Origin of the sequence: Geobacter sp. OR-1, from assembly GCF_000813145.1 — a bacterium.
Taxonomy (GTDB): domain Bacteria; phylum Desulfobacterota; class Desulfuromonadia; order Geobacterales; family DSM-12255; genus Geoanaerobacter.
The window spans coordinates 1-17,594 of record NZ_BAZF01000025.1 but is presented as its reverse complement, the minus strand read 5'-3'; the positions used below and the strand labels follow the sequence as shown (position 1 = coordinate 17,594).

Genomic DNA, 17,594 nt, shown 5'->3' with positions numbered 1-17,594 from the left:
GGAGATATATCCATGCCATATCAAGACCTGAATATTCTGGTTCTCCTCCGCGAATGCTCCGACCCGCGCCCGCCTGCCAAGGCCATTACCCGCGGGGCCGGGATCAGCGACCGCGGGTTGCGGCAGATTGCCAATCCGGCTGATCTTTCGGCCCTGGAAGAGGCGATCCGGCTGAAAGAGAGCCTCGGCGCCAGCGTAACCGCCCTTGCCATCGGGCCGGAACGACTTGACGACCTGCTGCGCCTTGCTGCCTCCATGGGCGCTGACCGCTGCATCAGGTTCTGGGACCACGGGCTCGACGGGAGCGATGCAGTGGCCGATGCCAGGGTTCTGGCCCGTATTGTCCATATCCTGGCTCCGAAACTGCTCTTTACCGGCAGCCGCCTTCTGGACCGCGGCGACGACCCGGCACCGGCCCTGGCTGCGGCAATGGAAGCGATCCCCTGCCTGGCAGCGGTCACGGATCTGCGGTTAAATAAAAACAGTGTCGCGGCCCTGCGCAAGGTAGACCGTGGCGGACGACAGGAAGTAACGGCGCCGTTTCCCTGCGCCGTGCTGTTCGAAGAGGTTGCAGTGTCCCGCTATCCGACCGTGGATGCCGTTGCCGCCGCAGTCAGGGCGCCGGTGGAGAAATGGCGCCTGGCCGACCTGGGGCTGCCGTTCTGGGAAGTGGGGGCAACCGGGGCCTATCTGACGCTGGCCGAATTCGGCGTACCTCGGCTCGATCCGGTGCGGGTGGTTACCCCGGATGCGCAGCTGCCGACCTTCGAGCGGATACTGTCGCTGCTTTCCGGCGGGATCAAGGCCAGGGAGGGGAAACTGCGGACCGGGTCAGCCGATGAGCTTAGCGCAGGAATCTGGCAGGTCCTGCAGGAAGAGGGGATAGCCCCATGATGTACAGTCTGGCGCCGCATGTGGAGTTGGCGGAGCGGGGTGGCGAGCATCTGCTTGTCAGCAGGACACCGCTCTGTGTTCTCCGGCTGAACCGCTCCCTGCGGGAGCTGGTTGCCCGCGGCCTGGACGGACCGATAACGCCGGTTTCTCTGGCTGAGCAGGAAGTGCTGGAACAGTTGGCCGGGAAAGGGTTTGTCGAGCGGCTCAGGGAGAGCAGTGAACAACCGACGGATCAGCCGGCGGTCAGCATCGTGATCCCGGTAAAGGATCGCGAAGATGAGCTTGCCCGCTGCCTTGCCTCCCTGAACCGGATCAAATACCCGAAGGAACGGCTCCAGGTCATCGTGGTGGATGATGGCAGCACGGATCTCAGCCCGGTATTGGCACAGTTATACGGAGCAAAGGTTGTCCCGTCGGGCGGGACCGGCAGAGGGCCGGCAGCGGCACGCAATGTCGGCGCCCGGGCGGCCACCGGTGAGATCCTGGCATTCATAGATTCAGACTGTACGGCATCGCCGGGGTGGCTCAGCGAGCTTATTCCGGCATTCAGCGATCCGCGGCTGGCCGCGGTTGGCGGTTATGTTGACGGCATGTGCCGTGAATCGGCCGTGGACAGGTACGAAAGCGTTATGTCCAGCCTCTCACTTGGGAGCAGGGAGAGGACCGGCAGCAGCGGCGACGACACCTTCTATCTGCCGAGCTGCAATCTCCTGGTCCGGCGGGGGCTGTTCAACGCTGTCGGCGGTTTCCGGGACGAGATGCATGTCGGCGAGGATGTTGATCTGACCTGGCGGCTGCGCGACCAGGGGTGGACTATCGGTTATCTCCCGGCCGGCCGGATTTACCATGAACACCGCAGCTCGGTGCGCTCTTTCATGTCGCGCCGGTTTGACTATGGCACCTCGGAAGGAACCCTGCAGCGCCTTCATCCGCAACGGCGCAAGCGGATGGTCATACCGCCGCTGCTGGCACTGTTGCTGGCACTCGGCCTGGCAACGCCGTTCACCGGCGGGTGGAGCCTGCTCCTTGCCTTTTGCGTGCTGGCGCTTGATGTAACCGTTGTCAAGGCGCGGCTGGTTAGACGCAATGTTCCGGTCGGCCTGACGGAACTGTTTGCCGGCCGGCTGCGGGCGCTGGGGAGCCTGGTTTATTACCTCTGCTTTCACCTGGTTCGTTACTACTCGCTGATGATCATTGCCGCTGCCTTATTTTTCCCGATGCTCTGGCTGCTGTTTGCTGCGGCGTTGGCGTGCGCGGGCCGGGTCGATTACTCGGTGCGGCAGCCGGACCAGCCGTTTCCAGCCTTTATCGCGATCTATGCCCTGGAGCATCTTGCCTATGGCAGCGGGGTGTTCTGGGGATGCCTGAGCAGGAAGACCTTCGCCTCGTACCGGGTGGTACTGCTCAGGCAGATGGAAGCCTCGGCTTAGGGTCGCCGCTGCGGCCAACGCGCGTTGGGCAGGCACTGGGGCCTGCCCCTGCAGGATCATGACAATCCAACTTACTCCGAGCCTGAATCGCCTAACGGAACCATCCCATGGCGGCAGGCCAATGGGTTTTGCCGGAAACGGCAGAGCCTCCCTTTTGGAAAGGAGGAATAACGTGGTCAGCAACCACATCATTCAGGGAAAGGGGAGGAGAACGTAATGGACAAGATTGCAAGAATCGACTTGGGGGCCGAAGGGGGGCCGAAAATCAGTTTTGAAGAGGTCGGTGAGTACACCGGCCTTGGCGGCAGGGCGCTTACGTCGCTGTTTGTAGCCAAGGAGGTGAATCCGCTGGCTCATCCGCTTGGTGCCGAAAACAAGCTGGTCTTTGCGCCGGGGATGCTTTCCGGCACCACCGGTTCCATGACCGGCCGGTTGTCGGTAGGGTGCAAAAGCCCGCTGACCGGCACCATCAAGGAGTCCAATGCCGGCGGCCAGGCCGCCCAGGTGCTGGCCCGGATCGGTTATGCCGCCATCGTGCTCGAAGGCAAGCCGGCCGGCGACGATCTCTACAAGATCATCGTCAACAAGGACGGGATCACGATCGAGAAGGACAACAGCCTGAAGCTGATGGACAACTACCCGCTGGTGGCAAAGCTTCGCGGTCAGTACGGCGACAAGGTGGCGTACATCACCATCGGCTCGGCCGGCGAGCGCCAGTTGCTGGCCGCATCCATCGCCTGCACCGACCCGGAACTGCGCCCGACCCGGCACTGCGGTCGCGGCGGCGTCGGCGCGGTCATGGGGTCCAAGCGGGTCAAGGCGATCATCCTTGATGACGCCGGCATGAAGATGCGGGCGCCCAAGGATCCGGAAAAATTCCGGGATGCCAACCGGAAGTTTGTCGAAGGGCTGCGCAAGCATCCGGTCACCGGCGAAGGTCTACCGGCATACGGCACCAATGTGCTCACCAACGTCCTGAACGAGGCGGGCGGCTATCCGACCCGCAACTTCAAGGGGGGGGTATTCGAGGGTGGCGCCAAGCTTTCCGGCGAGGCGCAGGCAGAGCTGGAGATCAAGCGGGGGGGCAGCGCAACCCACGGCTGCCACCGCGGCTGCGTGATCCAGTGCTCCGGGATCTTCAACGACAAGGACGGCAACTACGTCACCAAGCAGCCCGAGTACGAGACTGTCTGGTCCCATGGCGGCCACTGCGGCATCGACAACCTGGATACCGTGGCCAAGCTTGACTACATGGACGATAACATCGGTGTCGATACCATCGAGATGGGGGTCACCATCGGGGTGGCCATGGATGCCGGTCTGGCCGAGTTCGGTGACAGCGAAGGCGCGATCCGTCTGATGGAGGAGGTTGGCAAGGGTACACCGCTCGGCCGCGTGCTCGGCTGCGGCGCCGAGATCACCGGCAAGGTGTTCGGGGTCGAGAAGGTGCCGGTGGTCAAGGGACAGGCGTTGCCCGCCTACGATCCGCGCCCGATCCAGGGGATCGGCGTCACCTATGCCACCACCACCATGGGGGCAGACCACACCGCCGGCTACGCCATTGCCACCAACATCCTCAAGGTCGGCGGCGATGTCGATCCGTTGAAGACCGAGGGGCAGGTGGAACTGTCGCGGAACCTGCAGATCGCCACCGCGGCCATCGACTCCACCGGTATGTGCCTGTTCATCGCTTTTGCCATCATGGACCAGCCGGAGACCTTCCAGGCGCTGCTCGACATGCTCGGCTCCTTCTACGGCATCGAGATGACCGGTGACGACGTGGTGGCGCTCGGCAAGAAAGTGCTTTCCGCCGAGCGGGATTTCAATACCCGGGCCGGATTCACCAAGCACCACGACCGGTTGCCGCGCTTCTTCTACACCGATCCGATTGCGCCGCACAATCAGGTGTTTTCGGTGCCGGATGAAGAGATCGACCAGCTGTTCAACTGGTAGCAGAGGGCGACGGCCGGCTTTACGCCATTTTGACCCCGTCCTCTGGCCCCTCCTTGTGACTTCGGCCGCAGGCCTCACCCTTCGGGCGCCTTCGCGGTCCAATTTCGCAAGCGAAATTGTGCGACGTAGCGCTGCTACGCCTCCGCGGGGGGCCATGCGGGTGGGCCAACCTGGCATAAATCCGGCCGTCGCATAACTCTGGACAAAAGCGGTTTTCGCAAATATGGATTCCGGAGAACATAGATGGTCGCGCTCTCCTATAGCAACTTGAAGTTGGAGCTGGCTTCCGGCCATCTGTCGGCATTCTATCCGTTGCTGCAGCAGGGGGTGCGGGTCGGCTGCCGGGTCGGTTGCCGGCTCGGCGAGCTCCTGAGCGATCAGTGGGGGATCAGCCCGGAGTATGTCGCCCAGCGGGTCACGACGATCTTTCTCAATTCCCGGGCCATCGATGACGTTCATACGGCGCTGGTCGGCCCGGATGCGGTCATTGCCCTGTCCGGGGCAATGCCGGGTCTGGTCGGGGCAACCATGCGGCGCGGCGGCTACTATGCCGCGATGCGCGGTGCCATGACCCATCATGAAGAGACAGGCACTGGCGGTTGCACCGAGGCCGTAGTCCGGGTCAAGCTGTTCAACCTGTTGCTGGGGGAGCTTGGACCAGGATTTCTGGAGCGTGGTATACTGCTTACCGGAACCGAACTGTTCGACTTCTTCCGGGATCAGGGCCCGGAGTTCCGACGCGGTTGCCGTTCTGCCCGGTTGAATGGCCTGGCGATCGATCCGGAGACGCTCGGAGAGGATGCGGATCTTGCCCGGATCGAATCGATCCGGCTCACTGTCGAATGCAGGGATTTCATATGAATGTAACCGTCAAACTGTTTGCCAGTTTTCAGAAGGGGCGATTCACCATCGAGCAGCGCGCGTATCCGGCCGCGACCACGGTTAGGGAGGTTGTCACCGGGCTGGCGATTCCGGAGCAGGAACTGGGGATAATGATGGTCAACAGCAGGCATGTGAAACTCGATCAGGAGCTGGCCGATGGCGATACCCTGGCACTGTTTCCCCTTCTCGGCGGCGGCTGAGATGACAACGCTGCACGACTACCTGCGCGAGCAGGCAACGGAAGGGATTCTCCCCTGGACGCGCCAGCGGCGGGCCATGGTACGGTTTGGCTGTACCTGTTATCAGGTGGAGGAGGCCGCCCTTGGTCTGGGAATACTTCCGGCCCGTTACCAGCGCAATCGCGAGACCGTTTCGATTGAGGATCAACTGACCCTGCTGCGGAGCAGGGTCGCGGTGATCGGCTGCGGCGGCCTGGGCGGGTATGTCGTCGAGGAGCTGGCGCGGCTGGGGGTGGGTCAGCTGGTGGTGATCGATCCCGACTGTTTTGAAGAACACAATCTCAACCGGCAGCTGTTCTCGCTCCCGGCCAACCTCGGCCAGGCCAAGGTGGCGGCGGCGCAGAAGCGGGTGGCTGCCCTAAATCCGGCGGTAACGCTGTTGCCGCTGCAGGAAACGTTTAACAGCGATAACGGCCCGGAGCTGCTTGCCGGGGTGCAGCTGGCAGTCGATTGCCTTGACAGCATCCCGGTCCGGCTGGAACTGGCCGAGGTCTGCGAGGCGCTCAATATTCCGCTGGTGCACGGCGCCATCGCCGGGTGGTATGGCCAGGTAACGACCCAATTCCCGGGTGACCGGACTCTGCAGACCCTGTATCAGGGCCGGCAGCCGGTAAAAGGGGTGGAGCAGCAGCTTGGGAACCCATCCTTCACCCCGGCCGTGATTGCCGGGCTGGAGGTGGCCGAGGCCTGCAAGGTGCTGCTCGGCAAGGGGGAAACGCTTCGCCGCCGGCTGCTGTCAATCGACCTCAGGCTGATGCAGTTGCACGAAACGACATTGACGGAGAGCTGATTCGGTCTGACTATGTGCTGATGACGGACTGTTGCCGGATTGGACATGCTAGAAAATCTGATGCCTTTATTGATTTAAGTTCATACGGCCAAAAGTGTAGATAAAATCTACATGAGATTTGGTAGTGTTGAGAAACGCTACGGGAAATACTGTTGGCGTTTCAGGAGGTCAAACCCCTCTTGCACCTTAGGGGGAGCTGTTTTACGTTTTTGTTGCATTGTGTGCATGAAACTTGCTAATAAAGAAATGTCTCTCCGAGTCTACTCGCCTAAAAGGTAATAACCTCATGGCGTTTTGGCCAACGGGTATTGCCGGAAACGGCAATGCCTCCCTTTTGGAAAGGAGAACCTGCTGTCCCGGAGTTTATCCGTGTACCCAGGGTCCTTTCCATCGGAAAGGGCCTTTTTTTATTACTCAGGGGAGTACCGATTTCAATAAATCTTATCCGTAGAAAGGCAGATTATGAATCAATGGCAACGGCTGTTTTTCTCTCTCTTGATTGCGGCGACGCTGGCCGTCACCGGTATCTGCGACTCTGCCGCAGCGGCATCGAAGACCCTGATCCTCGCCACTACCACCAGCACCCAGGACTCCGGTCTGCTGGACGTCCTGATCCCGGTGTTCGAGAAGGAGAGCGGCTACTTTGTCAAGACCATTGCCGTCGGCTCGGGCCAGGCAATGGCCATGGGGGAGAAGGGCGAGGCCGACGTGCTGCTGGTCCACTCCCCTGACGCGGAGAAGAAGTTCATGGACAAGGGGGCCGGGGTCAACCGCCGGCTGGTAATGCATAACGACTTCGTAATTGTCGGCCCTGCTGCTGATCCGGCCAAAATCCGCGGTACCAAATCCTCGGCAGAGGCGTTCAAAAAGATTGCCAAGGCCGGTTCCCTGTTCCTGTCGCGCGGCGATAATTCCGGCACCCACGCCAAGGAGAAGGGGCTCTGGAAAGGGGCCGGGATAGCTGCTGACGGTCAGAAATGGTATCAGCAGACCGGCCTCGGCATGGGCCAGACCCTGAACGTGGCTGCCGAGAAGAAGGGGTATACCCTGACCGACCGCGCCACCTACCTGGCGTTGAAAAAGACGCTCGGCCTGGAGATCCTGGTGGAAGGGGACGCCAAGCTCCTGAATATCTATCACGTGATCGAGGTGAACCGGGCCAAGTGGCCCAAGGTGAACGCTGCCGGTGCCAAGGCGTTTGGCGATTTCATGGTAGGGAAGAAGGTTCAGGAGATCATTGGCCGATTCGGGGTGGACAAGTTCGGCGCGCCGCTCTTTTTCCCTGATGCGGGTAAAAAGCCCGAGTCGCTGGGGCTCTGATGGAACTGATCCTTGAAGGCATTGCCAAAGCGGCTAGCCTGCTGGCCTCCCTCGACCGGGAGGTCATGGCGATTACCTGGCTGTCGCTCAAGGTCTCGGGGAGCGCCACCCTGATCAGCCTGCTGTTGGGGATCTCCGGCGGCACAGCCCTGGCGTTGAGCGATTTCCCCGGCAAACGGCTGCTGGTCAGCCTGGTCAATACCGGCATGGCTCTGCCGCCGGTGGTGGTCGGCCTGTTCGTCAGTATCTTTTTCTGGCGCAACGGCCCGCTGGGGTTTGCGGAGATTCTCTACACTCCTGCTGCCATGGTCATTGCCCAGGCAATCATCGCCACACCGATCGTCATGGGGATCACGGTCGCCTCGATCCAGAATCTTCCCCCTAACCTCCGGCTGCAGATCCTGGCCCTGGGTGCGACCCGGGGCCAGATGGTCCGGCTGCTGGTCCGGGAAGCGCGCCTGCCGCTCTTGGCCGGCGTGATGGCCGGCTTTGGCGGGGTGATTTCCGAGGTCGGGGCCTCGATCATGGTGGGTGGCAACATCAAGGGGTACACCCGGGTGCTGACCACTGCCACGGTCATGGAGACCGGGCGGGGGAACTTCGATCTGGCCATTGCCCTCAGCCTGATCCTGCTGCTGCTCTGCTTTGCCATCAACTACCTGCTGACCCGGATCCAGCAGCGGGAGCGGCCGCGATGACCGGAGGCGAAGTTTTCCTGGAAGTCAGCGACCTGGAACTGCATCGCGGCGGAGCAAGGGTGCTCAGCATCCCCTCTTTCTCCCTCCGGGAACGGGAGGTTCTCTCCCTGATCGGGCCGAACGGCGCCGGCAAGTCCACGCTGCTGCTGGCCCTGGCCCGGTTGCTCCCTGCAACCAGGGGGAGCTTCCGGTGCCGCGGGGAAGAGATCGTCAGCGACAGCGCCGTTTTTTCCTATCGCCGGCGCTTGGGGATGGTCTTTCAGGAGCCGCTCCTGTTCGACGGGACGGTGTTCGGCAACGTGGCCAGCGGCCTGAAAATCCGGGGCATGGCGCAAACAGAGATCAGAGAGCGGGTGATGACAACCTTGGAGCTGTTCGGCATGACGCAGCTGGCCGAGCGGTCGGCGCGCAAGCTCTCCGGTGGCGAGGCGCAGCGGACCAGCCTGGCGCGCGCATTTGCCATCCGGCCGGAGGTGATTTTTCTCGACGAGCCGTTCGTGGCCCTGGACCCTCCCACCCGCCAGACCCTGATGGACGACCTGGAGCGGATTCTGCGGGAAACCGGCACTGCCGCGGTGCTGGCTACCCACGACCAGCTGGAGGCGCTCCGGCTGTCGAGCCGGATGGTGGTGATGAACCGTGGCGAGATGGTGCAGAGCGGTCCGCCGGAAGAGGTGATCAGCCGGCCGGTCAACGAATTCGTCGCCTCCTTTGTCGGCATGGAAAACGTACTTACCGGTACGGTCATCAGCAGCGGGGGAGGGGTGGTCCGGCTGACTCTGGGAGAGCGTCAGGTGGAGATTGCCGGCAGCGCCGATCCGGGGGAGACGGCACTGTTCTGCATACGCCCCGAAAATGTTACCATCGACATTGTCGATCCGTCCGGCGAGACCAGCGCCCGGAATGTCTTTGCCGCAGGCATCCGCAGGGTGATCCCTAACGGCATGTTTCACAAGATTCACCTTGATTGCGGCTTCCCGCTGGTGGCATATTTGACCGGCCAGTCGATCGCCAACCTGAACCTCGCCGAGGGTAAGGGGGTCTATGCCTCGTTCAAGGCCACTGCAGTTCACCTGATCCGTTCCGCCAGGCGGGACGGGGGCAAATACTAACATTGAAACTGTTTGACAAGGATTTGAGATATGCCAAGTTACGAAGAGGCGCGAACAACCATACTTGACCATGCCGCACCGTTGGGGGTTGAACGGGTCGAACTGCTGGCCAGCCTGGGCCGGGTCCTGGCCGAGGATATGGTTGCCCCCTGGGACATGCCGCTCTACGACAACTCGGCCATGGACGGTTTTGCTGTTCGGGTTGCCGATTGCGGGGAAGGGAAGCCCTTACTCCGGATCACCGGCTATATTCCGGCAGGGGGGAGCGTTACCGGTCCGATCCTGGCCGGCTGTGCCGTCCGGATCATGACCGGGGCGCCGATACCACTCAACTGCGATGCCGTGGTGCCGGTAGAGGAGACCGAAGAGGCGGACGGGATGGTCCGGATCAGGGGGGAGGTGCGCCCTCAGCAGCATATCCGGTTCCATGGCGAGGACGTTGCCAGCGGCGACACCTTTCTGCTCGCCGGGACAGTGATCCAGTCGCCGGAGATCAGCATGCTCGCCTCTTTCGGCAAGGCGGTGGTGCCGGTCTACCGCAAGGCGCGGGTTGCCATCATTTCAACCGGGGACGAGCTGATCGAGCTGGGCGAGCCGCCGGCACCGGGGCGGATCATCAACAGCAATGCCCTGTCGCTGGCTGCGGCCATCCGCGAGACCGGCGCCGAGCCGGTGATAATCGGCATTGCCCGCGACAACCGGGAGAGTCACCGGGAGAAGATGCTGGAAGGGTTTAAGGCCGACGTTCTGATCACCTCCGCCGGGGTCTCTGCCGGTGACAAGGATTTTGTCCGGGATGTGCTGGCCGAACTCGGGGTAAGGCAGATCTTCTGGAAGGTGGATATCAAGCCGGGCGGGCCGACCGCCTTCGGGGTGAAGGACGGCACGCCGGTCTTTTCCCTCCCTGGTAATCCGGTCTCGACCATGATCACCTTCGAGGAGTTTGTCCGGCCCGCGCTCCTGAAAATGATGGGGCATCAACGGGTCATCAAGCCCTATGTCAAGGCGTTCTTGCGGGAAGAGGCGCGCAAAAAGCCGGGCAAGGTTCACTTCCTGCGGGTCAGGATCGAGGTTGAGGATGGCCGTTACTGGGCGACCACCTCCGGCGACCAGAACACCGGCATCCTCCGGACCATGGTCAGGGCGAACGCCATTGCCGTGCTCCCCAAGGACCGGACCGTGGTGGCAGCCGGCGAAGAGGTGGATGTGCATCTGCTCCGCAGCGACGCCGCCATGCTCGAAGGATAAATAACGCACCTTTTTGACTCGGCCTGGTGGCCTCGCCCTTTGGGCAGCCTCCGCTGTCCAAATCGCAAGCGATTTGTCCCAATCTCGGCGTTAGCCTTCGGCTTTGCTTGTGCGACGTACTTCGTGTACGCCTCTGCGCAAATCCTTGTCTGCCTTGACCTTGAGAAAAAATTGCGTTTTTTAGAGAGGAGTTCGAATGTCTTTCAATCATTTTGACGAACAGGGGCAGGCGATCATGGTCGATGTCAGCGCCAAGGTGCCGACCCTGCGTACCGCGCAGGCCAGGGCCGTGGTCAGGCTGCGGCCGGAAACCCTGCAGGCTGTGCTGGCCGGCCGGACGGCCAAGGGGGATGTTCTTGGCGTGGCCCGCCTGGCCGGGATCGCGGCGGCCAAGAAGACCCCGGACCTGATCCCGCTCTCACACCCTCTGGCGATCCATCATGCTGCCATCGATTTCATGCCCGAGCCGGAGACCGGCGAGGTGGTCGTGACTGCCACTGTCCGGGCCTTCGAGCGGACCGGGGTGGAGATGGAGGCGATGGTGTCGGCGTCAATAGCGGCCCTGACCGTCTACGACATGTGCAAGGGGAGCGACAAGGGGATAACCATCGGCGAAGTGGCGCTGCTCTACAAAGAGGGCGGCAAGAGCGGCGTCTACCGCCGGGAGGGGGAATAATGAAAGCGGCACTGCTGATTCTGAGCGACCGGGGGGCGCGGGGCGAACGGGCCGATGCCAGTGGCCCGGCGCTGGAGCAATGGCTGAAGCTCCAGGGGGTGGCGACTGCCCGTTGCGAGGTGATTCCTGACGAGGCAACCCTGATCACGGCCCGGCTGACCGATTGGGCCGACAGCGATGAATTTGATCTGATCCTCACCTGCGGCGGCACCGGGGTCTCGCCCCGCGATGTCACGCCGGACGCGACCCTGCCGGTGCTGGAGCGTGTGATTCCCGGCTTCGGCGAGGCGATGCGCGCCAGCAGCCTGCAAAAAACTCCGCATGCCATGATCTCCCGTGCCGTGGCCGGAATTCGCGGCCGGAGCCTGATCATCAACCTGCCCGGAAGCCCGAAAGGCGCGATCGAGAACCTGGAGGCGGTCTGGCAGGCAGTGCCCCACTGCGTGGCCAAGATCCAGGGGGACCCGGAGGAGTGCGGCCAGCCCCGGACAGCAGTCGCAGTGATGAAGGCGGTCTCGTTCGTGGCCAAGTCAGGGACCGGCAAGACCACTTTGCTGGAAAAGGTGATCTCCGAACTGAAGGGGAAGGGGGTGCGGGTCGGCGTCATCAAGCACGATGCCCACCGGTTCGATATCGATCATCCGGGCAAGGACAGCTACCGTCTGACAGCTGCCGGGGCCGACACCATGCTGATCTCGTCGCCGGAGAAACTCGCCCTGGTTAAGCGGCACCAGGCCTCGCCGCCGATCAGGGAGCTGATCGCCACCTATTTCCGGGATGTGGATATCGTGCTGACCGAGGGGTTCAAGCAGAGCGACCTGCCTAAGATCGAGGTGCATCGCAGCGAACGGAGCGACACGCTCCTCTGCCGGGGGGAGCAGCATGACCCGACCCTGCTGGCCGTTGCCAGCGATGCGCCGCTGGAGCTGGATGTGCCGGTACTGGACCTGAACGATGCCGCGGTTGTGGCCGATTTCATCATGAAGCGCTTTCTGGCCGGATAGCGGATTGCTATCGCTACCGTGATAACCAACCCAGGTTGATCTCTGAACAAACTCTCCCCCGGCCTGCCGGGGGCGCTACCCCTCCCGATCCGTTACAGTAAGCCTCAGCAGCAGGGTTGCCACGCCCAATGCGGCCAGGGTCAGCAGGGCGATCATTGCCGCCACCCCGGGCCAGCCGAGCCGCTGCCAGAACATTCCGCCTATTGTCCCGGAAATACTCGATCCCAGGTAGTAACAGAACAGGTAGAGTGACGAGGCCTGCGCCTTGCCGGTCTTTGCCCGGCGTCCGACCCAGCTGGAGGCGATGGCATGGGCGCAGAAAAAGCCGCAGGTGAAGACGCCGACTCCGGCTACGATCACCGGTAGCGGCGCGGCCAGGGTGATCAGGGTTCCGGCCAGCATGGTCGCCAGGGTCAGGCGGATCATGAGCGGTCTGCCGAAACGGTTGAGCAGGCTGCCGACCACTCCGGAGCTTAAGGAGCCGAGCAGGTAGACCAGGAAGATCAGGCTGACGCCGGATTGGCTAAGGTTGTAGGGAGGGGCCAGCAGGCGAAAGCCGATATAGTTATAGATGGATACGAACCCGCCCATGCAGAGAAAGGCAAGGCTGTACAGGCAGAGGAGCCCGGGATCGCGCAGCTGTCCGGCAAGGGAGCTGAACAGGTATCCAATACTGAACGGGCGGCGTTGGAAATTCGTCGCAGGGGGGAGGCTCCGGATAAAGACCAGGCTCAGCCCCAGGCTGACGACGCCGATCAGGGCGACAGCCGCGTGCCAGGGGAGATAATCGCACAACAGCGCCGAACCGATCCTGCCGGTCATGCCGCCCATGGCGTTGCCGCTGATGTAGAGCCCCATGGCGCTGCCGATGGCACGGGAATCCATCTCCTCACCCAGGTAAGCCATGGCCACCGACGGTACGCCGGCCAGCGCCATCCCCTGGAACAGACGGAGCGCCAGCAGCGAGGTGAAGGAGTGGCAGAGCCAGGTAGCCATCGCCAGCAGCGAGGTAAGAACCAGGGCGGTCCCGATTACCGTACGGCGGCCCAGCGTCTCGGAGATGCTGCCGGCCAGCAGCATGCCGATCGCCAGGCTGGCGGTGGCGATCGACAGCGGCAGGCTGGCAGTTGCCGGCGATACGCCGAACTCCTGCGCGAACAGCGGCAGAAGCGGCTGGACGTCGTACAGGGTCACGAAGGTCACGAATCCGGCGCAGAACAGGGCCAGATTGATCCGCCGGAAGGCGGCAGTGCCGGTCCGGACCCCTTCTGTGACCGGTATCCCCTCTCTTATGGCCGAGCCCAGCTGCATTACCCCTCCACGCGCCCGACCCGCAGGGAAAGCGGCCAGCTGATAATGCGCGGCCGGTACGGATCGCCCCATGCCTTGACCAGTTCCTCGGCGATCAACGCGAGCTGGTCATGCCCATTGTGACGCTCGTACTCCTTCACAGCCGACCAGGTTTTCAGGTATCCGGTCAGCTGCTCCAGGTTCCACGACGATTCCATGGCAAACAACGGCGCCTCGATCTCGGCAAAGGGGAACGGAATGGTGGTGTAATGTTCGTCCACGTAGCGCCGCTCAGGCGGCCAGTACGGGCCGATCAGGTCGTGGTAGAAACCGGAGACCACCCGATCCGGAGCCCCTTCCACCCTGACCTCGCCGTAGGAGATGGCGGCCAGGACGCCGCCCGGCCTGGCCACCCGCCGCACCTCGGCGTAGAAACGGTCGAAGTCGAACCAGTGGAGCGCCTGGGCCACCGTTATCAGGTCGATACTGGCAGCGGCCAGACCGGACGCTTCGGCCGGGGCAACGCTATAGCTGATCCGGTCGTGGGGGAAGGCGTTCTCGATCTGGCTGGCACTGGGATCGGTCGCCACTACCCGCTTGTAGAGTGAGACCAGCTCGATGGCGGCCTGGCCGTTGCCGCAGCCGCAGTCCCAGGCCAGGTCGTGGTGTTCCGTCTGCCCGGCGAGCCAGGCAAACAGTGCCGGCGGATAACCGGGGCGGTAGCGGGTGTAGTCGGCGGCTCGGCCGGAAAAATGGTCTTTGAACGTCGTTTTCATGTTCATCCCGTCTCCTTGCACACTGATCATTCCTGTTGTAATCACCGTAGCAGTTGCTTGAAGATAAAAAAACTATATAATTTTTATTGTGGTGATAAATAATATTTATGAACTGGTTTGCCCCGGTTCAGGAGCAGGGCAGGGGATGGATCTGCGTCAGATCAGGTATTTCGTGGCAACGGCCAGGCTGGGGAGTTTTACCCGGGCCGCCGAACAGCTCCGGATCGCCCAGCCGGCGATCAGCATGGCGGTCAGGCGGCTGGAGGATGAATTGGAACTCCCGCTTCTCAACCGTCAGGACAAGCGGGTCACACTGACGGCAGAGGGGGAGATCTTTCTGGAGCATGCCCTGCGCCTGTTAGGGGACGTAAAAACGGCCGAGCAGGAGATGGCGGACCTGCGGGGGCTGGAAAAAGGGGAGGTGCGGATCGGCATTCCCCCCATGAGCGCCTATTTTTTCCCGGACATTATCCGCGATTTCAAACAGCGATATCCGCAGCTTACCCTGTCGGTCTATGGCGAAGGTGGGTGGCGGATACAGAAGATGATTGTCCAGGGAGAGCTGGATATGGGGATCATCGCCGGACGCAATGTTCCGGACGCCCTTGATACGCGCCAGTTCGTGCGGGAGGAGGTCGTTATCTGCATTCCGCCCGGCCACCCCTTTGCCGGACGGAGCGGCGTCCCGTTCAGCGAGTTCATACAGCAGCCGCTGCTTTTCTTCAAGGAAGGCTATTACCTGCGCGAGCTTATGCAGGAGATGGTGAAGGGCGCGGGAGCAGAGCTCCGGATCGTGTTCGAGACAAATCTCTTTTCGCTCGTCAAGCCTCTGGTGAAAAACGGGCTAGGCATTTCCACCTTTCTCCGGGTGGTGGTGGCCGGAGACAATGACCTGGTGGCGGTTTCATTCGATCCGCCGCTTTATATCGATCTGCTCATCGCCTGGAAACGGGGAGCGTATCTCTCCCGCGCCAACCGGGCATTTGTCGATTTCATGCTGGAGCGGATCGCCGAATACGGCGAAGATCAAGGAAAGCGATGAGGGCAGAGGATCTGTTGAAAAATAACAGGATCATCAGGCAAAGGCGGGATACCTCAGCAGTATCCCGCCTTTTTTTCGCTTACCAGTTGGACCTGGTGTTCCAGAGCTGGTTGGACGGTACCCAGGCCGAGCCGCCGGCTGTCGCACTGTTGTGGCAGTTGGTGGTGTAGGCCGCTGACGGCGTAGTGCCCGTTGTTGTGGTGGCACCGAAGGCCCATGGTCCCGGATACCTTGCTGTGCCCGGCGTACCGCTGTAACGGGCGCCGCCCGCCGGGAACCGGCCCGCACCCTTGCCGGTGGTGACTGCAGTTGCGGTCATCATGTTGCCGTTGTTGGTGGTCGGGTTGTTCCCAGCGGTTGCGGCAATGGTGCCGCCGCTAGCTACCCGGCCGCGGTGCTTGACGTCGAGGCAGTTGGTGACGAGTAGTTTTGGCATCCTTGATATGTGCGGCGCATGGCACTTGGAGCAGGTGTACGAATGGACCACGTTGCCGGCATTGCCGGTGCCGGAGGAGCCCCACCCGGTTACGGAGTTGTGGACCCTGGACCTGGTCTTCCAGGCCGGTGCTGTGCCGCCCGCGTTCGGTGCTATCGCGCTTTGGCTGTGGCAGGTCAGGCAGAGCCCGCCGGAGGTTGCTGCTGTCTGGGTCTGCAGGGTAACTGCGGAGGTTCCGAACAGGCCGAAGGTCCGGCTCGGTACTGTTGCCGGCAGATGGGTCCGGTCGGCCTGGAAGGTGTTCTGGTCGATGTAATACAGCGGGTCGCTGCCGCCGCCGACGCCGGGCAGGGAGTTCTCACGCGAACCGCCCCCGCGGCTCCGGTTGGTGTTGGCCGGTGCTACGTCCTCGGAGTAAGGCGAGGTGAGCCAGGTGCCTTTGAGCAATGGTACGCCGTAGACCGGGTTGGCGACCTTGGCACTGTTCTGCGAGACGCCGTGCGGATCGTGGCACGGGGTGCAGAGGCCGTTGATGGAGCCGTTAACCGTTGTCCCCATGGTGTCGCTGATACCGAAGTGGCCGCCGGCCGGCTTGGCCATGGACTTGGCGTAACGGCTGGATACCATCCCTTTGTACGGATACCGTTTTGCGGACGGGGTTGTGTAGGCGCCGAAGTACGGGGTATCCCAGTAGCCGTTCAATGCCTGGCCGGCGTTGAAGGTGTCGTTGTAGCCCCACGGCATTTTGCCGGCGGTGGAAGTCCGGTTGTTGTGGCAGTCGAAGCAGAGGCCGGCGCCGGCGTTGTAGGCGTTCCTGGTGGCGGAACTGCCGCCTGCCAGCGGTTTGTAGCTCATGCTGTAGCCGCCTTTGCCGGAGGTGGTGTTTTTGAAGAGGCCGCCGTTGTATTTGGCTGAGGACATGGTGGCGTAGCTGACGGTAGTGCCGGCGGCATAGGAGCCGTGGGAGTTGTGACAGTCGTAACAGGCTACGATCCGGTTGCCGGAGATATCGGTGATGTCGCCATCGACGCCGGTCACGGTGTTCCAGCCCATCTGGTTGTTGGCGGCATTGCCGTGGGCGGAGTAGGCCTTGGTCAAATGCTTCTTCCTGTTGGTGTTGGCGGTGGAGTACTGGCTCCACCTGGTGGCGCCGCTGTTGGCGTAACGCTCTTCGATGCTGCGGGAATCCCAGGCATACTGCTGCGGGGTCTTGCCGTCGCTGAACGGTTTGGCAGTGGCGTTGGCGCTGCGGTGGCAGCCGAGGCAGTGGCTGTTCAGTTTTTCTACGGAGCTTCTCGCGCCGTTGGCGGTGTAGGAAACGTATGTGCCGGTTGTATAACTGGCCGGCCTGCCGGTCCCGGCGCCATAGACTACGAGGCTGACGGACCCGCCCGGGATACCCATGTGATAGGTGGCGTTCATGCTGCCGTCACTGTTGGCCTCCCAGTGGCACTGGTAGCAGAGCGCGTTGGTGATGGCCACACCCTGGATATGGTGCGATTTACCTTTGAAGTGGTTGACCACGTCGGCACGGTTGCCTTTTACTGTTGCGTGGCAACCGAGGCAGCTGCCGCCGGTTGCATCAATGGTTCCGTTCATATGCTGCGACGGGTCATTGAGCGAACCGTCGTTGTTGAAATGCTTGTGACATTCGTAACATGAAACCGTGGCCGCCTTGCCGTCATGATCCGAGGTGGCCGGCGGGTTGCCGTGGCAGCTGCCGCAGTTTAGGGTGGCAGTCTGGGTCCAGTTGACCGTGTTGCCGGTGCCGTGACACCTGGTGTTGCAGGTGCCGGCAACCTTG

15 protein-coding genes, 2 pseudogenes and 2 riboswitches are annotated in these 17,594 nt (G+C 62.2%); of the genes and pseudogenes, 14 read left to right on the top strand and 3 right to left on the bottom strand.

What is annotated here, in order from left to right:
• The first annotated feature begins 12 nt into the window (after positions 1-12).
• The 13 genes and pseudogenes from OR1_RS18375 (at position 13) to mobB (ending at position 12,246) form a co-directional block, all read left to right on the top strand.
• Positions 13-894: an electron transfer flavoprotein subunit beta gene (locus tag OR1_RS18375; RefSeq protein WP_041974104.1), complete on the top strand. Its 882-nt coding sequence runs from the start codon at positions 13-15 to the stop codon at positions 892-894.
• The gene (gene mftF, locus OR1_RS18370) at positions 891-2,324 is read left to right on the top strand and encodes a mycofactocin biosynthesis glycosyltransferase MftF (protein WP_041974102.1); all 1,434 of its coding nucleotides are present in this window, start codon (positions 891-893) and stop codon (positions 2,322-2,324) included. The genes OR1_RS18375 and mftF overlap by 4 nt, the downstream gene beginning before the upstream one ends.
• Positions 2,325-2,386: 62 nt before the next feature.
• A riboswitch (molybdenum cofactor riboswitch) is annotated at positions 2,387-2,506 on the top strand.
• Between the two features lie 34 nt (positions 2,507-2,540).
• The gene (locus OR1_RS18365) at positions 2,541-4,277 is read left to right on the top strand and encodes an aldehyde ferredoxin oxidoreductase C-terminal domain-containing protein (RefSeq protein ID WP_041974100.1); all 1,737 of its coding nucleotides are present in this window, start codon (positions 2,541-2,543) and stop codon (positions 4,275-4,277) included.
• Positions 4,278-4,520: 243 nt separating this feature from the next.
• Entirely contained in the window at positions 4,521-5,138 is a 618-nt protein-coding gene (locus tag OR1_RS18360) for a hypothetical protein (RefSeq protein WP_052440648.1), read from the top strand.
• A complete protein-coding gene (locus tag OR1_RS18355; protein WP_041974098.1) occupies positions 5,135-5,359 on the top strand; it encodes a MoaD/ThiS family protein in 225 nt (74 codons plus the stop codon). The genes OR1_RS18360 and OR1_RS18355 overlap by 4 nt, the downstream gene beginning before the upstream one ends.
• 1 nt (position 5,360) lies before the next feature.
• Complete coding sequence (locus OR1_RS18350) at positions 5,361-6,188, top strand: HesA/MoeB/ThiF family protein (RefSeq protein ID WP_041974096.1); 828 nt, start codon at positions 5,361-5,363, stop codon at positions 6,186-6,188.
• A gap of 240 nt (positions 6,189-6,428) precedes the next feature.
• Positions 6,429-6,549, top strand: a riboswitch (molybdenum cofactor riboswitch).
• A 101-nt stretch (positions 6,550-6,650) separates the two neighbouring features.
• A complete protein-coding gene (locus OR1_RS18345; protein ID WP_041974094.1) occupies positions 6,651-7,508 on the top strand; it encodes a substrate-binding domain-containing protein in 858 nt (285 codons plus the stop codon).
• Positions 7,508-8,206, top strand: a complete 699-nt coding sequence (locus tag OR1_RS18340; protein WP_041974092.1) for an ABC transporter permease — start codon at positions 7,508-7,510, stop codon at positions 8,204-8,206. Before OR1_RS18345 ends, OR1_RS18340 begins: the two co-directional genes overlap by 1 nt.
• Complete coding sequence (locus OR1_RS18335; protein ID WP_041974090.1) at positions 8,203-9,318, top strand: ABC transporter ATP-binding protein; 1,116 nt, start codon at positions 8,203-8,205, stop codon at positions 9,316-9,318. Before OR1_RS18340 ends, OR1_RS18335 begins: the two co-directional genes overlap by 4 nt.
• Before the next feature lie 30 nt (positions 9,319-9,348).
• On the top strand, positions 9,349-10,566 hold the full coding sequence (gene glp / locus OR1_RS18330) for a gephyrin-like molybdotransferase Glp (RefSeq protein WP_041974088.1): 1,218 nt from the start codon (positions 9,349-9,351) through the stop codon (positions 10,564-10,566).
• Between the two features lie 196 nt (positions 10,567-10,762).
• A complete protein-coding gene (moaC, locus tag OR1_RS18325; protein ID WP_041974084.1) occupies positions 10,763-11,242 on the top strand; it encodes a cyclic pyranopterin monophosphate synthase MoaC in 480 nt (159 codons plus the stop codon).
• Positions 11,242-11,724: pseudogene (locus OR1_RS18320) on the top strand (molybdenum cofactor biosynthesis protein B); the annotation flags it as partial. The gene moaC and the pseudogene OR1_RS18320, both read left to right, overlap by 1 nt.
• A 21-nt stretch (positions 11,725-11,745) precedes the next feature.
• Positions 11,746-12,246 carry a molybdopterin-guanine dinucleotide biosynthesis protein B gene (gene mobB / locus OR1_RS18315; RefSeq protein WP_193377114.1) on the top strand — a complete coding sequence of 167 codons (501 nt, stop codon included), beginning with the start codon at positions 11,746-11,748 and terminating at the stop codon, positions 12,244-12,246.
• A gap of 75 nt (positions 12,247-12,321) precedes the next feature.
• Here mobB and OR1_RS18310 read toward each other — a convergent pair whose 3' ends face one another.
• Both OR1_RS18310 and OR1_RS18305 read right to left on the bottom strand, forming a co-directional pair.
• Complete coding sequence (locus OR1_RS18310) at positions 12,322-13,557, bottom strand: MFS transporter (RefSeq protein WP_041974082.1); 1,236 nt, start codon at positions 13,555-13,557, stop codon at positions 12,322-12,324.
• Positions 13,557-14,312: a class I SAM-dependent methyltransferase gene (locus OR1_RS18305; protein WP_041974160.1), complete on the bottom strand. Its 756-nt coding sequence runs from the start codon at positions 14,310-14,312 to the stop codon at positions 13,557-13,559. Before OR1_RS18305 ends, OR1_RS18310 begins: the two co-directional genes overlap by 1 nt.
• A 145-nt stretch (positions 14,313-14,457) precedes the next feature.
• On the opposite strand from OR1_RS18305, the gene OR1_RS18300 reads away from it, so the two are divergent.
• Positions 14,458-15,354 (top strand): LysR family transcriptional regulator, encoded by an 897-nt coding sequence (locus OR1_RS18300; protein ID WP_041974079.1) that lies wholly within the window; start codon positions 14,458-14,460, stop codon positions 15,352-15,354.
• 79 nt (positions 15,355-15,433) lie between these two features.
• Here OR1_RS18300 and OR1_RS22365 read toward each other — a convergent pair.
• Positions 15,434-17,594: pseudogene (locus OR1_RS22365) on the bottom strand (CxxxxCH/CxxCH domain-containing protein); the annotation flags it as partial.

What these genes read in the sequence shown, in the direction of transcription:
- OR1_RS18375 (WP_041974104.1), top strand. Translation starts at nt 13, where the DNA reads ATGCCATATCAAGACCTGAATATTCTGGTTCTCCTCCGCGAATGCTCC.
- mftF (WP_041974102.1), top strand. Translation starts at nt 891, where the DNA reads ATGATGTACAGTCTGGCGCCGCATGTGGAGTTGGCGGAGCGGGGTGGC.
- OR1_RS18365 (WP_041974100.1), top strand. Translation starts at nt 2,541, where the DNA reads ATGGACAAGATTGCAAGAATCGACTTGGGGGCCGAAGGGGGGCCGAAA.
- OR1_RS18360 (WP_052440648.1), top strand. Translation starts at nt 4,521, where the DNA reads ATGGTCGCGCTCTCCTATAGCAACTTGAAGTTGGAGCTGGCTTCCGGC.
- OR1_RS18355 (WP_041974098.1), top strand. Translation starts at nt 5,135, where the DNA reads ATGAATGTAACCGTCAAACTGTTTGCCAGTTTTCAGAAGGGGCGATTC.
- OR1_RS18350 (WP_041974096.1), top strand. Translation starts at nt 5,361, where the DNA reads ATGACAACGCTGCACGACTACCTGCGCGAGCAGGCAACGGAAGGGATT.
- OR1_RS18345 (WP_041974094.1), top strand. Translation starts at nt 6,651, where the DNA reads ATGAATCAATGGCAACGGCTGTTTTTCTCTCTCTTGATTGCGGCGACG.
- OR1_RS18340 (WP_041974092.1), top strand. Translation starts at nt 7,508, where the DNA reads ATGGAACTGATCCTTGAAGGCATTGCCAAAGCGGCTAGCCTGCTGGCC.
- OR1_RS18335 (WP_041974090.1), top strand. Translation starts at nt 8,203, where the DNA reads ATGACCGGAGGCGAAGTTTTCCTGGAAGTCAGCGACCTGGAACTGCAT.
- glp (WP_041974088.1), top strand. Translation starts at nt 9,349, where the DNA reads ATGCCAAGTTACGAAGAGGCGCGAACAACCATACTTGACCATGCCGCA.
- moaC (WP_041974084.1), top strand. Translation starts at nt 10,763, where the DNA reads ATGTCTTTCAATCATTTTGACGAACAGGGGCAGGCGATCATGGTCGAT.
- mobB (WP_193377114.1), top strand. Translation starts at nt 11,746, where the DNA reads ATGAAGGCGGTCTCGTTCGTGGCCAAGTCAGGGACCGGCAAGACCACT.
- OR1_RS18310 (WP_041974082.1), bottom strand. Translation starts at nt 13,557, where the DNA reads ATGCAGCTGGGCTCGGCCATAAGAGAGGGGATACCGGTCACAGAAGGG.
- OR1_RS18305 (WP_041974160.1), bottom strand. Translation starts at nt 14,312, where the DNA reads ATGAAAACGACGTTCAAAGACCATTTTTCCGGCCGAGCCGCCGACTAC.
- OR1_RS18300 (WP_041974079.1), top strand. Translation starts at nt 14,458, where the DNA reads ATGGATCTGCGTCAGATCAGGTATTTCGTGGCAACGGCCAGGCTGGGG.